This window comes from Shewanella sp. MEBiC00475, from assembly GCF_005234075.1.
GTDB classification, from domain to species: Bacteria; Pseudomonadota; Gammaproteobacteria; order Enterobacterales; family Shewanellaceae; genus Shewanella; species Shewanella polaris.
The window spans coordinates 906179-924872 of record NZ_CP039928.1; the positions used below are offsets into that span (position 1 = coordinate 906179).

13 protein-coding genes and 1 pseudogene are annotated in these 18694 nt (G+C 35.5%); all 14 read right to left on the reverse strand.

Annotation, left to right across the window (positions count from 1 at the left end; all coding sequences use genetic code 11):
• Positions 1-927: 927 nt before the first annotated feature.
• The 14 genes and pseudogenes from FCN25_RS03880 to FCN25_RS03945 all read right to left on the reverse strand — a co-directional run bounded on the left by FCN25_RS03880 (position 928) and on the right by FCN25_RS03945 (position 18690).
• Positions 928-1936 (reverse strand): annotated as a pseudogene (locus FCN25_RS03880) (NAD-dependent epimerase/dehydratase family protein).
• Between the two features lie 17 nt (positions 1937-1953).
• A complete protein-coding gene (locus FCN25_RS03885) occupies positions 1954-3120 on the reverse strand; it encodes a nucleotide sugar dehydrogenase (protein ID WP_137222129.1) in 1167 nt (388 codons plus the stop codon).
• 259 nt (positions 3121-3379) lie between these two features.
• Complete coding sequence (locus FCN25_RS03890) at positions 3380-4675, reverse strand: flippase (protein ID WP_175405821.1); 1296 nt, start codon at positions 4673-4675, stop codon at positions 3380-3382.
• 17 nt (positions 4676-4692) lie between these two features.
• Positions 4693-5541, reverse strand: a complete 849-nt coding sequence (locus FCN25_RS03895) for a polysaccharide pyruvyl transferase family protein (RefSeq protein WP_137222133.1) — start codon at positions 5539-5541, stop codon at positions 4693-4695.
• A gap of 7 nt (positions 5542-5548) precedes the next feature.
• Positions 5549-6664 (reverse strand): glycosyltransferase, encoded by a 1116-nt coding sequence (locus FCN25_RS03900; RefSeq protein ID WP_137222135.1) that lies wholly within the window; start codon positions 6662-6664, stop codon positions 5549-5551.
• Positions 6661-7638, reverse strand: a complete 978-nt coding sequence (locus tag FCN25_RS03905; protein ID WP_175405822.1) for a glycosyltransferase family 2 protein — start codon at positions 7636-7638, stop codon at positions 6661-6663. Before FCN25_RS03905 ends, FCN25_RS03900 begins: the two co-directional genes overlap by 4 nt.
• A gap of 14 nt (positions 7639-7652) precedes the next feature.
• Positions 7653-8747 (reverse strand): EpsG family protein, encoded by a 1095-nt coding sequence (locus tag FCN25_RS03910; protein ID WP_137222139.1) that lies wholly within the window; start codon positions 8745-8747, stop codon positions 7653-7655.
• Positions 8748-8837: 90 nt separating this feature from the next.
• Entirely contained in the window at positions 8838-9581 is a 744-nt protein-coding gene (locus tag FCN25_RS03915; protein ID WP_137222141.1) for a glycosyltransferase family 2 protein, read from the reverse strand.
• Positions 9582-10550 carry an exopolysaccharide biosynthesis polyprenyl glycosylphosphotransferase gene (locus FCN25_RS03920; protein WP_137222143.1) on the reverse strand — a complete coding sequence of 323 codons (969 nt, stop codon included), beginning with the start codon at positions 10548-10550 and terminating at the stop codon, positions 9582-9584.
• A 262-nt stretch (positions 10551-10812) separates the two neighbouring features.
• Positions 10813-11772, reverse strand: a complete 960-nt coding sequence (locus FCN25_RS03925) for a Wzz/FepE/Etk N-terminal domain-containing protein (RefSeq protein WP_137222145.1) — start codon at positions 11770-11772, stop codon at positions 10813-10815.
• Between the two features lie 86 nt (positions 11773-11858).
• Entirely contained in the window at positions 11859-14606 is a 2748-nt protein-coding gene (locus tag FCN25_RS03930; RefSeq protein WP_137222147.1) for an SLBB domain-containing protein, read from the reverse strand.
• Positions 14607-15256: 650 nt separating this feature from the next.
• Complete coding sequence (rfaH, locus tag FCN25_RS03935) at positions 15257-15769, reverse strand: transcription/translation regulatory transformer protein RfaH (protein WP_137222149.1); 513 nt, start codon at positions 15767-15769, stop codon at positions 15257-15259.
• Between the two features lie 398 nt (positions 15770-16167).
• Positions 16168-16725: a DUF4136 domain-containing protein gene (locus FCN25_RS03940; RefSeq protein ID WP_137222152.1), complete on the reverse strand. Its 558-nt coding sequence runs from the start codon at positions 16723-16725 to the stop codon at positions 16168-16170.
• A gap of 219 nt (positions 16726-16944) precedes the next feature.
• Positions 16945-18690: a sugar phosphorylase gene (locus FCN25_RS03945; RefSeq protein WP_137222154.1), complete on the reverse strand. Its 1746-nt coding sequence runs from the start codon at positions 18688-18690 to the stop codon at positions 16945-16947.
• Positions 18691-18694 lie beyond the last annotated feature (4 nt).

The following is an 18694-nucleotide window of genomic DNA, read 5'->3' on the forward strand; positions in this document are numbered from 1 at the left end:
AAAGAATGGTAAAGTGTATTATATCAACAACTTGATTGTTAGATCATTTAATACATGTTCAGTTTGTTATCTTTTAGTATTTATCAACATCATTAATCCCGCGGTTGCTTTTTTTAAGACACGCTACCGCCCATGGATTACGGCTTCCAAATTGCCCTGTTAGTATGTAATTGTATAAATATGTGATTATTGTAACTAAAAACGGTGCATTTATCTGTTTATAAAACGAGCGACAAAAACAATTGCATGTTTTTCAAACACTTTAAACTCATTGATATTTTTAAAACCAAAAAAAAAGCTTTAATTTCAATAACCAATGATTCTAACTAAAACATCAACTATATGCAAAATCGACAATATCTTACAAGGTTATAAGACATTATCTTACTCACGATACCTATTTAGCATAAATTCTATACGCTCGTATAGCTTCTAGGTTGTCAACTTTAGCAACACTCTCTTTACTTTCCCAGAGGAAAAATAACAGATGATGTCTTAAAATAAAAAAACCAACTACATAGGAGTTGGTTTTTTATTCAAGAAGGGTCTTCTGGAGGCATTATTGACGTCAGCACTTAAACGAGTGACGCATCACATTCAACAAAAAATTAATGAAGCTTAACTTGCCAACACAATGGCGCTGCTCCCCCCGATAATGTTAACCGTTGATACCGCACATTGCTCAAACAACATATCAATAGCGTCTATTAACTGGATTAATGTTAACTAACAAGATTTGGATAACCCATAATCTGGCTAACAAATGTCACTTGTAGCGCGCCATCATCGAGCTAAGATAATTTTTCGGTATTTTACTCGCAGTATATTCAACTGAAGCACCATCACTTTAGGTATGGCTTTTGTAGTAGGTAACATACAAGTGACAAGTTTGGCAGCGAGAATAACGACTGTGATATCAAAACCTGTTTAATTAATATGGTAAAATTCTTTAAACCATTTAACAAACTCAGCGACACCCTCTTTTACACCAACTTTCGGCTTATAGCCTGTTGCAGCAAATAAATCTTCAACATCTGCAAATGTTTGGTAAACATCACCTGGTGGCATTTCTCGGAAGTTTTTCTTGGCTTCAATACCAAGTTCATCTTCTATTGCTTTAACAAACGCCATAAGGTTTATAGGTGAGCCATGACCTATGTTATAAATGGCATACGGTGCTGAACTAGAAGCCGGTGAACCGCTTTCAACAGTCCAAGCTTTGTTTATTGTTGGTATAACATCTGCAACACGGACGACACCTTCAACTATGTCATCAACATGAGTGAAGTCGCGCCACATCTCACCATTATTATTAATATCAATAGTTTCACCATTTAAAATCTTTTGGGTGAAAATATAAGGTGCCATATCAGGCCTTCCCCAACTGCCGTAAACAGTGAAAAAGCGTAAACCAGTAGTTGGAATATCATAAAGATGAGAATAGCTATGTGCCATCAACTCGTTTGACTTTTTCGTTGCCGCATACAAAGACACTGGATGATCAACACTATCGCTAGTCGAAAATGGTGTTTTAGCATTTAGTCCATATACAGAACTAGATGACGCATAAACAAGGTGCTTAACCTTAGTGTTACGACAACCTTCTAAAATATTAAGATGGCCCACCAAATTAGAGTCGGCATGTGCATGAGGATTTTCGATTGAATAACGCACCCCAGGTTGTGCCGCTAAATAAATCACCCGTTCAAAATGCTCTTGAGCGAATAGGCTTTTCACCGCTTCGCGATCGCTAATATCAAAGTATTTGTAATTTAAAATTGTCATGCTCAATTTGCCTTAAACGAGCATGTTTTGGACTCACATCATAGTAATCACTAATATTATCGATAGCAACAACCTGATGACCTGCGCCAGTGAGTTTTTGTACTACTGCGCTACCAATAAACCCAGCGGCACCTGTAACCAAATATTTCATAATTTATCCCAAAATACTTAATCTGAGCCAAATAGGTCACGGGTATACACTTTATCAGCAACGTCTTTAATATCATCAACCATGCGGTTAGACACAATCACATCACAGATAGCTTTAAACTGATCAAGATCTTTGATTACTTTTGAATGGAAAAAGTCGTCATCTTCTAATACGGGTTCGTAGACAACCACTTCAACACCTTTGGCCTTAATTCGCTTCATAATGCCTTGAATGCTAGATGCTCTAAAATTATCAGAACCGGCCTTCATAATCAGTCGGTATATGCCAACACGTGTAGGATTACGCTTTAATATTGAATCAGCAATAAAGTCTTTACGCGTAGAATTAGCATCAACAATGGCACCAATTATACTGTTTGGTACGTTTGCATAGTTTGCACGTAACTGCTTAGTATCTTTAGGTAAACAATAACCACCATAACCAAATGAAGGATTGTTATAGTGATTACCTATTCTAGGATCTAAGCTAACGCCTTGGATAATCTGCCTAGCATCTAGGCCTAAAGACTCCGCATAGGTATCAAGCTCATTAAAATAAGCAACACGAAGGGCAAGGTAAGTATTTGAAAATAACTTAACCGCTTCAGCTTCGGTTGAATCGGTAAATAACACTTCAATATCTTGTTTTATTGCGCCTTGGACCAACAAGTTGGCAAACACTTTTGCGCGTTCGCTGCATTCACCGACAATAATCCGCGAAGGATGTAAATTATCATACAGTGCTTTGCCTTCTCGCAAAAATTCAGGCGAAAAAATAATATTATCAGTAGCAAATTTTTCTTTTACACTTTTGGTGAACCCAACTGGCACAGTAGACTTAATCACCATAACGGCATTAGGATTGACGGCTAATACGTCACTAATGACAGCTTCAACAGATTGCGTATTAAAATAGTTAGTATTGGGGTCATAATCTGTAGGTGTTGCAATAATGACATAGTCAGCATTTTTATAAGCTAGATTCTTATCTAATGTGGCAGTTAAACTCAACACTTGATTTTTTAAATAATCCTCTATTTCTAGATCCGAAATAGGTGATAATTTATTATTAATCAGTTCAATTTTATGAGGTAGTATATCTACAGCAACAACTGTATTATGTTGTGCAAGTAATACTGCATTAGATAAACCTACGTAGCCAGTTCCTGCAATTGCAATTTTCATTTCAAGACCTTCAAAAAAATTAAAGATTACGGATGATAAGAAATGTTAAAAAAAACACCACCAAAAAACTATATAAGTTCATGTTCGTATCAAATGGAATATACAAAAAAGAATCGGTACCCCGTCAACACAACGCAAAATCAACCCTCATGTTTAAACGAAAACCTAGGGTGTAACAAGTTCCTATATAAAAAACCAACATCGAATTGTATGTAGGTCAAGATAAAACTAAATACAATGATGGACAACAATTAAGTCATTAAAATAACTTTAACGTATTTACCCCAACTTTTTTGTAGACAAAATACCAAGCAAATAAATTATTAGTTATCACGCCGAAACTAACCATAATCGCAGCACCTATGGCATTATAACTAGGTATTAGTAACACCCCCAAAATGAGGGATCCAATTACGGTAAAGAACATACAATTTCGCTGTATTTTTTCATGACCAGTCATTGATAACAGTAATCCTACATTCCCAGTTAAAACATTAACAAATTGTCCAAACGCTAAAATTCTGAGCACATTACTAAACGCTTTAAATTCTTCTCCAAACAAACTCATAATAAAAACAGGAAAGAAGAACATTAGACACACACCAGGCAAACAACTAACGATCATTAACCGAGATGCTTTACTGACCAGTCGTTGAAGCTCATCTATCTTATTAACATTGAACATTTGTGCAAATTGAGGCGCAACCACACGATTAACAGCCAATAATACAAAACCAACAAGAGTAGCAACTCGTAATCCTACGGCAAAGTAGCCTACTTCATTTATTGAACCAAACAAGCCCAAAAGAAAGGAACTTGCATGTGTATTAACCTGTATCAGAACTTGAACGGCTAGCATTGGAAAACAACTTACAAGAAAGATATCGTTTCCATGGTTAATATGTTGACTTACACCTAGATGTTTTCTCCATACAAATAAACCAAATAAAAAAGAAACTATTGCACCAGCTATATAGGCCATTGCGCCGCCAATCGATGTTGTAACCCCGAACACAGTTAAGCATAAAATTATAAAAATGTTTTGAATTGGGCCAGTGAGACACATTGATTGCCAAACCCGTCCTAAACCTTGGATTGCATTGCTTTGAATAATTAACAAAGCCATGAAGGGTATAGCAAAAGAAAAAACTTTCAAGGTTGGGGTCAAGGTTTCATCGTGAAACATCTTAGAAGCAATAGAGTTTGAACAAAAATACAGTATTAAGGTAAAAATTAAAGATGCAATTAATACCCAAACTGAACTCTTGTAAAATATACCGTTAGCCTTTTCAAGCTCATCATTTTTATAAAAATTTGCAATCAACTTAAGAACAAGATCATTTAGTCCTAGTGAAGAAAAAGCTAAACAAACAGAAATAATAGATATTGAGACAAAATAAAAACCAGATTCAACAGCCGAAAAACTTTTAGCAATGATTATTGTAGTAGCGAAGCCTATAATAGAAGAAAAAATTTTGATCACAAATGCAATGATACTATTTTTTAGCAGTCTGCTATCTTTTGCTTTACCCTTGCATTTATTAAAGTTATCCAAAATAAAATCTCATAAATTTATAGCCGAGGGAACAGACTGATTAATCGGTCTATTTTTTTGTCAGATATGGTATTTACCATACACTTTTCGGATAATAAATCGATGTTAAAATTAAGATTTTCAATATCATTTACTTCCAAGTAATTGTATTGCTGAACACCTATTCCGAGATAATAATCTCTAAATTTAAAATCGCCACCAATTAAACCGTCGGAAAATTTCAAATGACAATTGGGTATACTATACGAATCGGCGGCAATTAGCCCATGCAATGAGGAAGATAAGATGTATTCGCAAGTAAGTAAATCATCTATAAAGGGTTCTATATCATCTTGTATATCGATTATCTTGACACCTTGAACATTCGCTAATCTTTTGACATGTTTATTATTTTTATCAATGTGATGTGGAACAATACCAAGCTTATACTTTTTCTTAACATTTTTCGGTAAATAGTACCTGCGGATACATAAACCAGGATCACCAAATTCAACATTTTCCAAATGTAATTTTGCTGCAGTCAATGGGCCTCGAACAATATAAATATTCTTGGGGTTTACTTTCATTACTTGCTTTTCACTAATAAATCCAGCTCCCCAAACATGACTATTTGTTTTTGACCTAGCAATTATACTTCCAATACCTAAAACGTGGTCTTTATTATTGAATGGGTATCTAACCACTTTATGACCTGAAACCTTTTCGATTAAGTACTCATTAAGGTCATCCCCCCAATTGGGCTTACCTTTAAAATAGTTCACTCTTATGTATGGCTGAAAAGTTAGCTTAAATACGATGGATTTGACAATATAACCAGAGACGGTTCCAATGTAAGTAGATAAAATTTTAAACGCTGAAATAATCACTTAAACCTCAATATAAATTATTGTAAATATCATGAAGTTTCTTTACTTCTTGATTCCAATTATATTTGCTGACATAACGCCTCCCATTTGCCCCTCTACGTTCTAATTCAGAGGCATTGGCAGAGTAGTTAATAATAGTTTTAGCAAACAGTTGAACATTATCATTTTCAATAAACCATCCAGCCTCTAAACACTCAAGTTTATCTACCCACGAATCGAATTTTGAAGCGATAAAAGGAACACCAAATGTCATATATTCATATATCTTATTCGGATCTGAGTTTTTATGGTCACCAACATCCTTAATATAAATTAATCCAATGTCAGAGTTGTTTATATAAGAAAATGCAGTTTCCTGTTCCATTTTTGGATGGTAATCAACATATTCCCACCCGCTTCTTTTAGATATTATGTTAAGCAACTTTCCACTAATAGGTCCAATTAGCCATAGCCGAAAAGGTTTGGATTTGTTGAGAATATTCAATGCATCAATCATATAAAATACTCCACGATTTTCACTGATACTACCCACATATATCAATCTGGTACATTCAATACTTGATTTTTCTATCTCAATAGCCTCTACTTTACTGATAAGATCTTCACTCACTCTAGGAGCATTTCCAATCAAGACAGCTTTATCGCCCAACCTTGAGACAACACTTTCTTGTGTACCAATAGATATGTTTGCTAAACTTCCAATAATACTTTCTAACTTAGAAACAAATTTAGCTAACATAGGTCTTAAGTAACTAGGCACCCAATCTCGCGCAAGTATTCTTTTAGAGAAATCTTCATGGGTATCATAAATTACATATTTACCTAATAGCTTTAAAATAATTGCAATTGGTATAGTATCTGGATTGTGCAGATGATAAACATCTGCATTCTGAATAATAGCCTGACATGCAACAAGTGGAAGTAATAAAAACCTAAACACTCTGAAATTACTAACATTTAACGAACGAATAATTTTAATACCTTGCACATACTCTTGTATATCAGATGGTTTATTCGCAATTAAAGTTACGGCATGCCCGAACTCAGAAATACTTATTGCTTGTTTTTTAAAGACTCTAACGTCATCCCAATCATGTACAGGTGCAACAATACACACTTTCATTTTGACATCCTATATCTTATTGCCAGAAAAAGACTAGAAAGGCCGCAAATAATCAAACCTGTGAAAATTTTAGTTTCGAAATTTAAATACTTAATCTTACAAAAAAGGTTAACCTTATTTATCGAATATCCTTTTTTTATTATTGAAATATGTTTTTTATAAGTAGTTAAATCACCATTACTGATGCAGGATACAAAGATTAACTTTGCAACGTTAATAAACTTGTAAAGTTTAAAAGCATCCTTGTCAGCAATGAACGCTTCAAAAGCTAAATCATTTTCTAAAGTAGTTAACAAACTCTCTTCACTAATACTGTTACTCAACCTTTTTGATGAATTATTTACTGCTGACATAGAATCTGTACGTTGTCTATAGTAATAGGTAGCCTTTGAGTTCAAACCACTTTTTACATTTTTCACAAAATGAAATGAAGACAGGAAGAGTTCTCCCTGTCGATACTTATAACCGAACTTATCTATAAGCTCTCTTTTGAACATTCGACACCATGTTGCATAAGGCAGACCTAGAATTTCAGCAATATTTTTGTCGTCAAAAATGATATTTTCTTTATGATAGTTTGATTTTTTAGAATGTATATCATTACCATTATCATCAATTAACAGAATGTTTGACACAACTATATCTAAAGAGTTTTGTTTTGCCATTTGATATAAATCATCTAAAAAATTAGGACTCAAAATATCATCAGGGTCAACATTTATTACATAATCACCAGTTGAAATATCATATCCATCCTGCCTTGCTTTATAAAGTCCCTCATTAACTTTTTTATTCAAATAAACGATTCTTTTATCATGTAAATACCGCTCAATTATAATAGAACAATTATCTTCGGAAGCGTCATTGATTAGTATAAACTCTGCACTTTGGATGTTTTGAGACAACAAACAATCAAGAAATTTTTCCAAATATTTATCTACGCCATAAATAGGTACAATCACACTTACATTCAAAAAATGGTCCTCTATTAATAATTAAAAAATATGCTTTTATAATTGTATTCTGCTGTCGAAAATACAGTCACCTTTAAAACATAAGGTATTGCAATATAGCAAATCAGAAAAAAAACATTATAAAATTTATGTTTCAACATTTCCCTGTGCAAGACATAATACATGGGGAATATATAGAAAAAAATAAAATATTGATTTACCCTACCTAAAAACCCAAACTTAATTGCAGATAGAAAAATCCAAAAAGTCGCACTCCATATCAATATAAAAAAACCGAACGACTTTCCTGAAAATGTATATAATATATTGTTTTTGGTATCTTTAAAATAATAATAGAAAAACATAATATATATAGGAATATAGTAAACCTTAGTTGCTACAGACACAAAATTTGCCTGTGCCGCGTGTACACTTTCAAAATATGGAATATATACAGGAAACAATTTACCTACAACCATTGGCAGAAACATAGGTAGGACAAACAAATAAAAAACAAACGACAATATAAATAAAGCCAATATAACTACAGGTTTTGGCAATAACACCTTTAAAAAATAAATGATAAATGTAATTGCATATGAAAAGTGAGAAAAAACCGCAAATAAAGAAGTTGAAACTGCTAAAATATATTTATGTGAATAAAAAAGAAGTATTGATAATGGCAACAAATATATAGCAATATATTGACGAAGACCATTCATTTGATTATGATAAATCCCTGTCACACAAAAAAACAAAAAAAACACTAACCATATTTTAAAACCATTCTTTTTTAATAAATATAATATTGCACTAAAAGAAAATGTATTAACAATTGAGACTGTAACAAATATTGATTGTTCACCTAAAGAAAAACTTCTCAAAAAAACCAGCAGATAATGAAAAACAAATTCGCCTTTTTTGTAATATAGGTCTACGTTATAACCATACTTATACATTTCAACATATGAAAAATAATCAGTCCCAACATCATATTGCATTGCTGGTACAAAGAAAAAAACAACACACATTGGAAATATTGCAACATTAAATGCTAAATAATTAGTAAACTTATTTTTATCTAAAAGATAAAGATAAAATGTAGAAAAAATTAAAACTATTAAATACAAAGTATTCTCTCAAAATATGTTTAAGGGTATATTCAACAATTTATTTCGCGAACATCAATTAAAAATTGCACATGATAATTCACTAATAGACTAAGTGAAATATTTCACAAATCCTTTTATAGCATACACAAAAAAGCATACTGTGCTTTTTATTATTCCGAAGTTCAGAACTTGTCTGTAAAACAGCCACTGCCATTTCAAAACCATTAATTTATTCTGTGTCATACCCGAATCAACTCGATATTTTGCAAGTACTTTTGGAATGGCATGAGCCATATCGATGTCTTTTAAAATATCTAGCCATAACCCCATATCTTGACGCTTTCTGATTAAAGGCATATAGCGTTTACCAAGAATTTCTGCATCGTATACTGCGGTTAAGCATCCAATAACATTGCCATATAATAATTGCTGGTAAGTTACGGTTAATTTAGACTCGACGCAACCACCATCTCCTTCATCACTAAATTTTTGATACCAGGCATATGACAGTGTAATTTGATGTTGGAGCATGTAATTGATTTGCACAGCTAACTTGTTGGCAAGCCATAAGTCATCTGAGTCTAAAAAGGCTATATACTTACCGTTAGCTTCTTCAATCGATCGATTTCGAGAGCCTCCTGCACCAAGATTTTCAGTATTTTGAAATAAATGAATACGTGCATCTTTAGCAACATATTGATTAATAAGACTTACTGTATCATCGTTGGACTTATCATCTGTTATTAGCAGCTCCCAGTTACTATAGCTTTGCGCTAAAACGGAATCTATACTCTGAGCTATCGTTCTTGCAGAATTATAGCTAGGCATGATTATAGAGACTAAAGGCTCCATTTAACGACCCATACCAAACAAAACGACTTTAACTGTTTTAAATAGAATTTTTATATCTAAGTAAGTGCTATGGTGTTTTATGTAATAGATATCATATTTGTGTTTCCAAGTTGCATCTTCAACAGAGGCACCATATGGATAAGACACTTGAGCAAGGCCTGTTACGCCGGGTTTAACAGCGTGTCTAAAGCGATAGTAGGGGATTTTTGTTTCAAGTTGTACAATAAATATCTCACGTTCAGGCCTTGGCCCAACGATTGACATTTCACCTTTAAAAATATTGATTATTTGTGGTAGCTCATCTATTCGTGTTTTACGAATAAAATTCCCCACCTTTGTTACGCGAGTATCATTTTTACTGGCCCACTGAGCACCGGATTTTTCAGCATCGCTTCGCATTGATCTAAATTTTATGACTTCAAATTCTTCGTTATATTGACCAGTACGTTTTTGTTTGTAAAATACTTTTCCAGGTGATTCTAGTTTAATGGCTAAAGCGGTTAATATTCCAATAGGTAAAGCAACAACTGATAACAATAATGCAGAAAAAATATCTACTAGCCGTTTTGTTACCTGTGTACGTTTTGTCGATAGAATTGAAAATGCTTTTTGATGTAAAAAATAACTACTTTGCAATAAATTGACTTCGGTATAGCCCAATCTTGAATCGATATAACTGACTAATGGTTCTACCCATGCGCCAAGTTCTGTGGCTACAACTAAATATTGACGTTGTTCATAGGTTAGGTCATTAGCATTGTAATGACAAATCACTTTTTTATTCAAATCTGTAATTGAATAATCATTAACTACCATATCAAAGGAGTAATCATCTATAATATTACCAATATGATTTTCCATTCCACTGGGACAATATACATAAATAATTTTTTGTTTTAATGCTTCACTTCTTGATTTAAAACGTCGATTAACTTTGATCGTTTTTAACTTATCATTTTTATAGAACATTTAATCTCTCATGAACAAATTTATTTAAAATGCTTCAAAAATCCATTTAACTAAATTGCAAAAACCAGCTACTACTTAAAACCGAATTCAATTTATAAATATAAATTAATCTCACGATAAAATATAAGCATTACTTTAAAAGTAATGCTCTAGTTCACTTAATAACACTCAGTACGAGCTTTACCTATTTTGAGACTATGTATTAGATAAGCATACAAATGTAAGATGCAAAAAATACATTAACAAAATAGAATATTTGATTTTATTTTTTAATAAAAAATCTAATTAATACAAACATGACACCGAATATGCCACCGAGCATTGTGCCTAATACACAGATTAATGCTCGCTTTGGTTTTGATTTTTCTTCTGGAATGAACGCTGGATCGATTGTTTTAAAAACGTATTCATCGCGAACTTCGGCAAACATAATTGTTTTAGCTTGCTCTTCGATGAGTTTGTATAAAATGGAGCGTATGTCAGCGACATTTGTTTGTTGAATTTGAGATTTCAAAAATTTTGTACTGCGAGTTGCTTCTGCAACATCTCGGTCTTTCATTTCTTTATTGATGTCAGCAACGAGCCAATTAACCCATTGATGAGCGATTACTGGAGAAAGATGTTCAACAGAAACGGTTACCATGCCAGTATCTTTTGCTGCGTTAATGGCAATAATTTCACTGAATTCTTTATACGCTTCTTGCATTGAGGGTTTTGGTTTAAACGGGGCATCGACTATTCGAAGCCATTTTTGGTCCACTTGGTTATATAACTCTTCATCGTAGATAATTGTGTTATCAGCCATGTTCCATTTTTTGGCAGCCATTAAGTCAGGCAAAACATCATGCTTTTGGATAAAGTCACTGGTAAATTTACGTGACTTCATCACCTCTATTGCCATTTGTGTTTTATCTACACCACCACCGCCACCTAAGTTGATGCCAGCCATGCTTGCTAAACCACCAAATTGTCCAGCAAGTGCCGCTAAACCGCCACCACCTTGCTCTGTATCAGCAGGCGCTAACAGAGCTTCTGATTTATAGATATTTGGCTGATTAATCGCAAACACAACAGAAGCGACAGCGAAAATAAGCGTGATTGAAACAATTAACCATTTGCCTTGCCAGATCACCGAAAATAACTCTCGAAGGTCAATTTCGTCATCATTAGCTTGATTAGGGAACTGTACATCTGGATAATTTGGCTGTATTTGATTATTCATTTTTTGTCTTATTATTCATTCTAACTAAATTATTTAACTAATATTTGTTGTTTAGCTTAAGCATTTGCTTAAGCTAAACAAATCCATTAAATGCCAGATATTGCTGCGAATGCTACGGCAGAGTTATAAATAATCTGAGTAACTTGCGACCAAAGGGTTAAGTTATCTTTGTACTCTGTGTCGAGAGGGATAACGATTGTGTCACCGGCCGTTATTTGAGCGTCTGAACTGAACCAAAGATTTGTTGTTGGCATCATGACAGAACCATTGGCCTTAATGACATACATTCTATCTTCATCACCACGCTCTCTCGGGCCACCAGACATTATTAAATACTCGTCTAATGTTAATCCTTGCTTAAATCGTTGCGTTGAAGGATGTTGAACTTCGCCCATTACCGCTACAGTTTGTTTAATAGTGGGTACATAGAGCACATCATTGTCTTCAAGCTGAAGATCTGCCTCTGCAATACCTAATTTGATTGCATTAAGATCCACCACTAATCGTCCAACCGCTTTGATATTTTCTAAATCAGCAAGCATCAACTGTGCTTCAGTATAATTAATGGTTGCACCATCTTTAGACACTCCCCGTGTAGCAAGGTCTCGGCGTAGTTGGTCTGCTAACTTTTTAATTTCTAGCTCTTCTTGCATTCGTACTGATTCACGTACAAAAACAGCTGCCGAAGGATAAGCGAATTCAGTAAAGCCACCCGCTCTGGCAACAACATCAGATAATTTTTCACCACGTCTGATGTTATAGGTGCCAGGGAATTTAACTTCACCTTTAATTTCGATGACTTTTCTTTCCTGCCATTCTGGCGTAGTAAGAATCGTCACCATATCGCGACCTTCTAATTCAATATCATCTTGTTCATTGCCATTAATAACAGCATGGAGATTAATTTGCTTATGGATGATATCGGATATTGCAGATGTAGTATGTGTGCGAGTTAGTTCAGCGCGCTCTGTATAAGCACCTTCTAAAAGCCCACCAGCCGCTTTGAGCAAATCAGTAACTTTTGCAAAATTCGTTAATGGGTAGATACCTGGGTGACGAACTTTACCTGCAATGGCGACAATTTTAATGCCTTGTTGTGCACTACCTTGTTGAGTTAATTTTGAAACAATTGGGTACAGTAATTCTTTTCGCGACATAACATAACTGAGTTTGATTAAGTCGCGGTCTTCAAACAAATTAGACAACATCTTAGCAACTTCATCACCGACTAAAGTTTCTTCTGCTAATTGGTCTTTATTCAATGCAGCACCCGCTAGAGCTACGCCAGCAATTTGGTTAGTATATTTTTTAGTGACGGTATTATCTAAGGTTTCAAATCCCGCTTTAAAAAGATCGGCATCCAGTAGTGAGTCACCTTTAAGTGATTCAACTTTGCTAACACGTTTTTTAACTAATGCATTCAACTCAAAACGATTTTGTGTATCGTCATTATAATTAAATATCACTACCTTATCACGAGGTTGCAATGCTAAATTCTGGATTGAACTTGGTGACGTAATGGCTTCACCCGGCGCAAACTGTAACGTTTCAATGTCACCGTGATTATTAATTTCACGAATAATCAAACCATAATCTAAATCCGCGGAAAGTAATAAATCACCCCAAATAGACGGTAATAAATCGCTAATTCGTTGTTGCTTCCATTGATATTTCCCTGGGCGTACAACTGCACCAAGGACGGTAATTGCATCTTCATATTGATTTGATGCACTTTTAACCCGAATATAATCCCCAGCTTTTGCTAACGTGTTATTACCATTTTTAGTGGTCAAATCGACATTAACAATGGTTTTTAAACCGTTATCATTATAGCGTTCGATACTGCTATTTTTTGGATAAGCACCTTGTTTAAGGCCTGCTGCCATGTTGATAACGTTGGCAATGGTTTCATTTTTTTTCAATTCATAAATAGCTGGGCGTCTAACTTCACCCGCCACACTGACTAACCCACCGATAGAGGGGATGAATACTACATCACCTGAACGAAGGTTAATGTCGCCAGAGGCGTCACCTCGAAGTAATAAGTCGTATAGATCAAATGAGCCAACTAACTTACCCTTACGCTTAACTTGCACATTTCGTAAACTACCGATTTCATTGACGCCTCCAGCCACGAAGAGTGCTTGAGTGATGGTAGATAAACTTGAAACAGTATATGACCCTGGCTTATAAGCATCTCCAGCGATAAAAATGCGTATAGAACGTAATTCGCCCATACTGATATTTGATTCAATACCAATCATTTGCTGCTTTATACGCTTAGTCAATTCTTGACGTAAGTCAGAAAAACTTAATCCTACAACCGAAACAGGACCTAAATCGGGTATTTGGATAGTGCCATCACGATTAATGGTTAAACTGTATTCGTTGCTTTCTTTGCCATATAACTGAACTTTAATCACATCTCCAGGGCCAACCATATAATCACTTGGTACAGGAACGTCGGTTACTGGAGCAAACGTAGTAGGCTCACCTTCGAACATTTCGTATCCGAAACGTTTTAGTTCGTCTTTATCGCTGTCTTCTTTAAAATCAAATTCGTTCTTTTTAACTGTTTCTGATTGTTCATTTAATTGATTTTGACGAGGTTCAACAAGATTCGGGTTTGTTACGTTAACAGAGCTATTGGCACTGCCTGATAACATTGAAGGGTCTATACCATACTGACGCGCAAGTCTTTCCTGTTCTGCTTGAGGCAATTGTTTAAACTGCTCTATCATTTGCGGGGTTGGGGTAATTGCGTGCACTTGTGTGGTTAAAATAATAAAGGCAGATAAGCCCGCTATTAATGTATTTTTGGTTTTATGTAGCACCAGGTATCTCCAATATTATTTTTTTATAAGAAGGTTATAGATTCTAGGAACTCGCAGGCTCGCCAGAGGGCGGACTACGTCCTTCTAGGTTTTAGGGTTCTAGAAGCGAAGCGCCCTATTTCATTCAGGCACGCTACCGATCCGCGTGGCGTCGCCCTGATTCAGTACATCCTGTACTTCTCTCTTCGAGCCAGCTAAAGCTGTTAGTGATTGTTCCTGACAATTATTTTCGGCGTTCACTTAACGAATAAAACTTTTTATTCGAAGCCTTTATAAAATACGTCCTGTATTTTCCCCTTCGGGCAAGCTAAAGCTGTTAATAATTGTTCCTGACAATTATTTTCAGGCACGCTACCGCCCATAGATTACGGCTTCCAATATGCCCTTCGCTGTACGAATTTTTAATTTTTTTATTAACTTAAAACTGTAACAATCGCCAATCAAGCGCAGAATTATACTCAAAATACACCTTGGATGTTTGAGTATAATTCCGGAACATTTTTAAGTTATTGTAAAAGAGCGTAAACATCCTTAAAACGATTAATATTCAATCTTTTTACTTTTAAATAGCTCATTAAATCAGCACTTTTAATTTTATAAACAGACAATATCCTACAAAGAATATCGCTATTCTCTGCTTCATTAGCTATTTACACTACTTGGTCATTTTTAGATATCGCTTGTAAATTAGTAAAATCGACTAAAATCCGTTTCTGTTGCCCCATAATGTTAAATAATACATGGCAGCGTTTGTCTGGGTTGTTCTCATCGAATATGGCTTCTAGGTCTTTAAACGGACCATCGACAAATTTAACTTTATCGCCTTTTGTTAACGATTTTTCTTCTTGTGGCACATAATCTTGGATACGAATTTTAAGCGCTGAAATAATTCTGTCATCGATGGGAGTCATTTCTTCTCTACAACCCACTATACGGTTCGCTCCACGGGTATTGTGGATTTTGCTTACGCTAATAATTTGAGGATCGAAATAGATAAACAGGTAACTAGGAAACAGAGGTGAAGTCACCATTTGCTTTTTATTACGCACGGTTTTTAGCTGGGTGATCATCGGTAAATAACTCTCGACGTCTTGCAAAGCCAAGTTTTGCTGGGCACGAACTTCATGACGTGGTTTGCAATACAGTAAATACCAAGATTTCATTATGACTCGCTTGTTTATATTTGCTCATCAGCCTGAGCAAGTGACATCCCATTCACGGCTAGGGATATTAACAAAAATACCAACTAATTTGAATGACTTTTTAGCTCTGGATGCCCATAAATACAGCGTTCAACCTATTCTCAGCCACAATATAAAGTCGATAAACGAGTACTTATTTAGTCACTCATTTGATTTATCATCTTACCGACATTAATACCTTTATGCGCTCAGCTATATTTCAACCTTAGCGATACCTGATTGTATTGAGCAATGCTCTTTAGATTTAATAAATAGATCACTCAATTAAACATGAGAACTGAAAAGTTTATTTTGACACCTAGGTAATCTAACAGATATCAGAAAGCCTCGATAATCGAGGCTTTTATTTGCATTAAAGGCTACTTAGTTGGCTTTGGTGGGTAATCCATCATGACGGTGCTAATTGCATTATTGATTATTTGAATGCGTTCTTCTGGAGTATTTTGTTCACGCACTGTGTCTGCCACAGTACCACGCCAGACTAACTTACTGGTTTTGTTGTCAACGAGATCAACCATTAACGTGCCGACATCGTATTCACGTACCGTGGTTTCGGTTTGAAGACTACCACCCCATCCCCAGCGTGGGCCGTAATATGGGTTATAGCCGTAATGACTGTTAAAGGTATCGATATTGATTTTTTTATCGACTTTGGTGATGTAATTAACCAATAAGTCTGCATCTTTCTTATCTGTTTTAGTGAATCCTTTTTGACTCAATTGACTTTCAATTGCGGCGCGTACACGTTGGTCCATCAGTCCGTCTAAATGATAGCCTGCAACGTCATTTTTGTTCGCTACCCATGAATAGGTTTTATATTGGTCAAATGATACCGATGGATCGAAGTCTGAAGATGATTTTAAGGTACTGCATGCGCTCAAGAATAATACTGTCGCGATAATAAATAATTTTTTCATATTGGTCCCAAAAGCAATATATTAATATTTATTAGCTTATAGAGAGCAAAGACATTGTCAAGTTAACAAGATTTTATAAAAGCGATAACAAATGGAAATATCGATAACGCGCTGTGAAATGAAAAAACGATAACGAACGGAATAGGCTTCAATAGCGATGGCAAGTAAACACCCAGAGCCACTTGTCATCGCTTGTTATCTTTTTATCATCGCCTGTCATCACGCTTTTACGTTGCTAATCCAAACAGTTTGATAGGGTTGTAGTTGCATGGTTTGGGTGGTGTCTTCAATGGGTTCTCCAGTTAATAGATCGACCCAGTTTTCTGCAATAATAAGGTTAAGCTCGTTAATGGGTAAGTCGGTAACATGATCTGATATGTTACTAATACAAAAGATACTTTGTTTACGGTTGCGACTTTGGCGCCAAAAGCCAAATAACTGTAAACCTAAATGTAAGGTGAACTGGGTTGCATTGGGGTGAAACGCAATTTGCTGAGTTCGAATATTAATTAAACCAGTGAGCGCGGTTAACACTTGGTGATGATCACTGCTGGTATCATTAAGTTGTAGTGCTAATTCTTCTAACTCCCAACGATGGCGGTTAATCGCACGGTTATGTGATGTGTTTGCCAACTTTTCATAGTCGTTGCGAGTGCCCAGTAAGCTATGAATATAAATACCTGGGATGCCCTCAAGCGCTAACATAATGGTATGTGCGCATACAAAACGTTGCATACCCCATTGGTCTTTGCCTTTAGTGGTGCCTTGAAGTGCATCAAATAAAGCGATGTTCATTTCGTAAGGTTTTTGTTCACCCTCTTCTGTGGTTCTTGATGATATTTGACCGCCAAATTGTTTCATCGTGTCGACTAGGGTGATGATTTCCTCTTCGTCTAATAAGCCTTCGACTGGTCTTAAGCCAACGCCATCGTGAGATGCAATAAAATTAAAGTAGGTGGTGCCATCTTGTGCAGGCGGCATACTCATGAGCCAACGCTTTAAATACAAACAACTGCCGGTAATGAGACTGTTAATCAACAGTGGTGGCAGCGAAAAGTTATAGATACAGTGTGCTTCGTTAGCATTACCAAAATAGGTTAAATTTTGGGTATTGGGGATATTGGTTTCGGTAATGATAATGGCATCTTGCTGGCTATGTTCGATGAGTGTGCGCAACAAGCGAATGACACTATGGGTTTGTGGTAAATTAATTGACTTAGTGCCCACTATTTTCCATAAAAAAGCCACTGCATCGAGACGAAAAATACTCACGCCGGCATCTAAATATTGACGAATAATGCGGACAATTTCGATTAATACCTGCGGATTACGAAAATCAAAATCGACTTGATCATGACTAAAGGTGCACCATACATATTGAGTTCCGGTAGGTGTTTCTGTAGGCCGCAGAAGTGTTGAGGTTCTGGGGCGTACAACCGCACTTAAGTCATCATTAGGATCCGCCGTAAAGAAGTAGTCATGACCGAGCCCTTCACCTTTACAGAAATTCTGAAACCATAAACTCCGGCTGGAACAATGATTAATCACTAAATCGGACATTAATCGTTTTTTACTCGCTATTGCACTGATGTCTGCCCATGAACCAAGCCCTTCGTTAACGCTTGAGTAGTCGATCACGGCAAATCCGTCATCTGAACTATAAGGGAAGAAGGGCAAAATATGCACTGCATTGATGCAACTTAAATAGCTGTCGATAAATTGTGCCAGCGTGGTAAGGGGTCGCTCACCTTGTTGGATCACGCTATCACCATAAGTGATCATAACAATGTCTTTCTCAGACCAATGATTTGCAAAAGGTTCTGGTACTTGGCAATACTCAGTGATCCGCATGATTTCGATGAGTTGATCAGCTAATGCTGTCGTGCTTATGTCAGGATCGACATCATTGTAAATACTGCTAAGTTGTTGCTGCAGCTTTTGCTGCAAGCCGTCCATTACTGACATAAGG

Coding starts and splice junctions, on each gene's coding strand:
- FCN25_RS03885 (WP_137222129.1), bottom strand. CDS start 3,120: ATGAAAATTGCAATTGCAGGAACTGGCTACGTAGGTTTATCTAATGCA.
- FCN25_RS03900 (WP_137222135.1), bottom strand. CDS start 6,664: ATGAAAGTGTGTATTGTTGCACCTGTACATGATTGGGATGACGTTAGA.
- FCN25_RS03915 (WP_137222141.1), bottom strand. CDS start 9,581: ATGGAGCCTTTAGTCTCTATAATCATGCCTAGCTATAATTCTGCAAGA.
- FCN25_RS03920 (WP_137222143.1), bottom strand. CDS start 10,550: ATGTTCTATAAAAATGATAAGTTAAAAACGATCAAAGTTAATCGACGT.
- FCN25_RS03925 (WP_137222145.1), bottom strand. CDS start 11,772: ATGAATAATCAAATACAGCCAAATTATCCAGATGTACAGTTCCCTAAT.
- rfaH (WP_137222149.1), bottom strand. CDS start 15,769: ATGAAATCTTGGTATTTACTGTATTGCAAACCACGTCATGAAGTTCGT.
- FCN25_RS03940 (WP_137222152.1), bottom strand. CDS start 16,725: ATGAAAAAATTATTTATTATCGCGACAGTATTATTCTTGAGCGCATGC.
- FCN25_RS03945 (WP_137222154.1), bottom strand. CDS start 18,690: ATGTCAGTAATGGACGGCTTGCAGCAAAAGCTGCAGCAACAACTTAGC.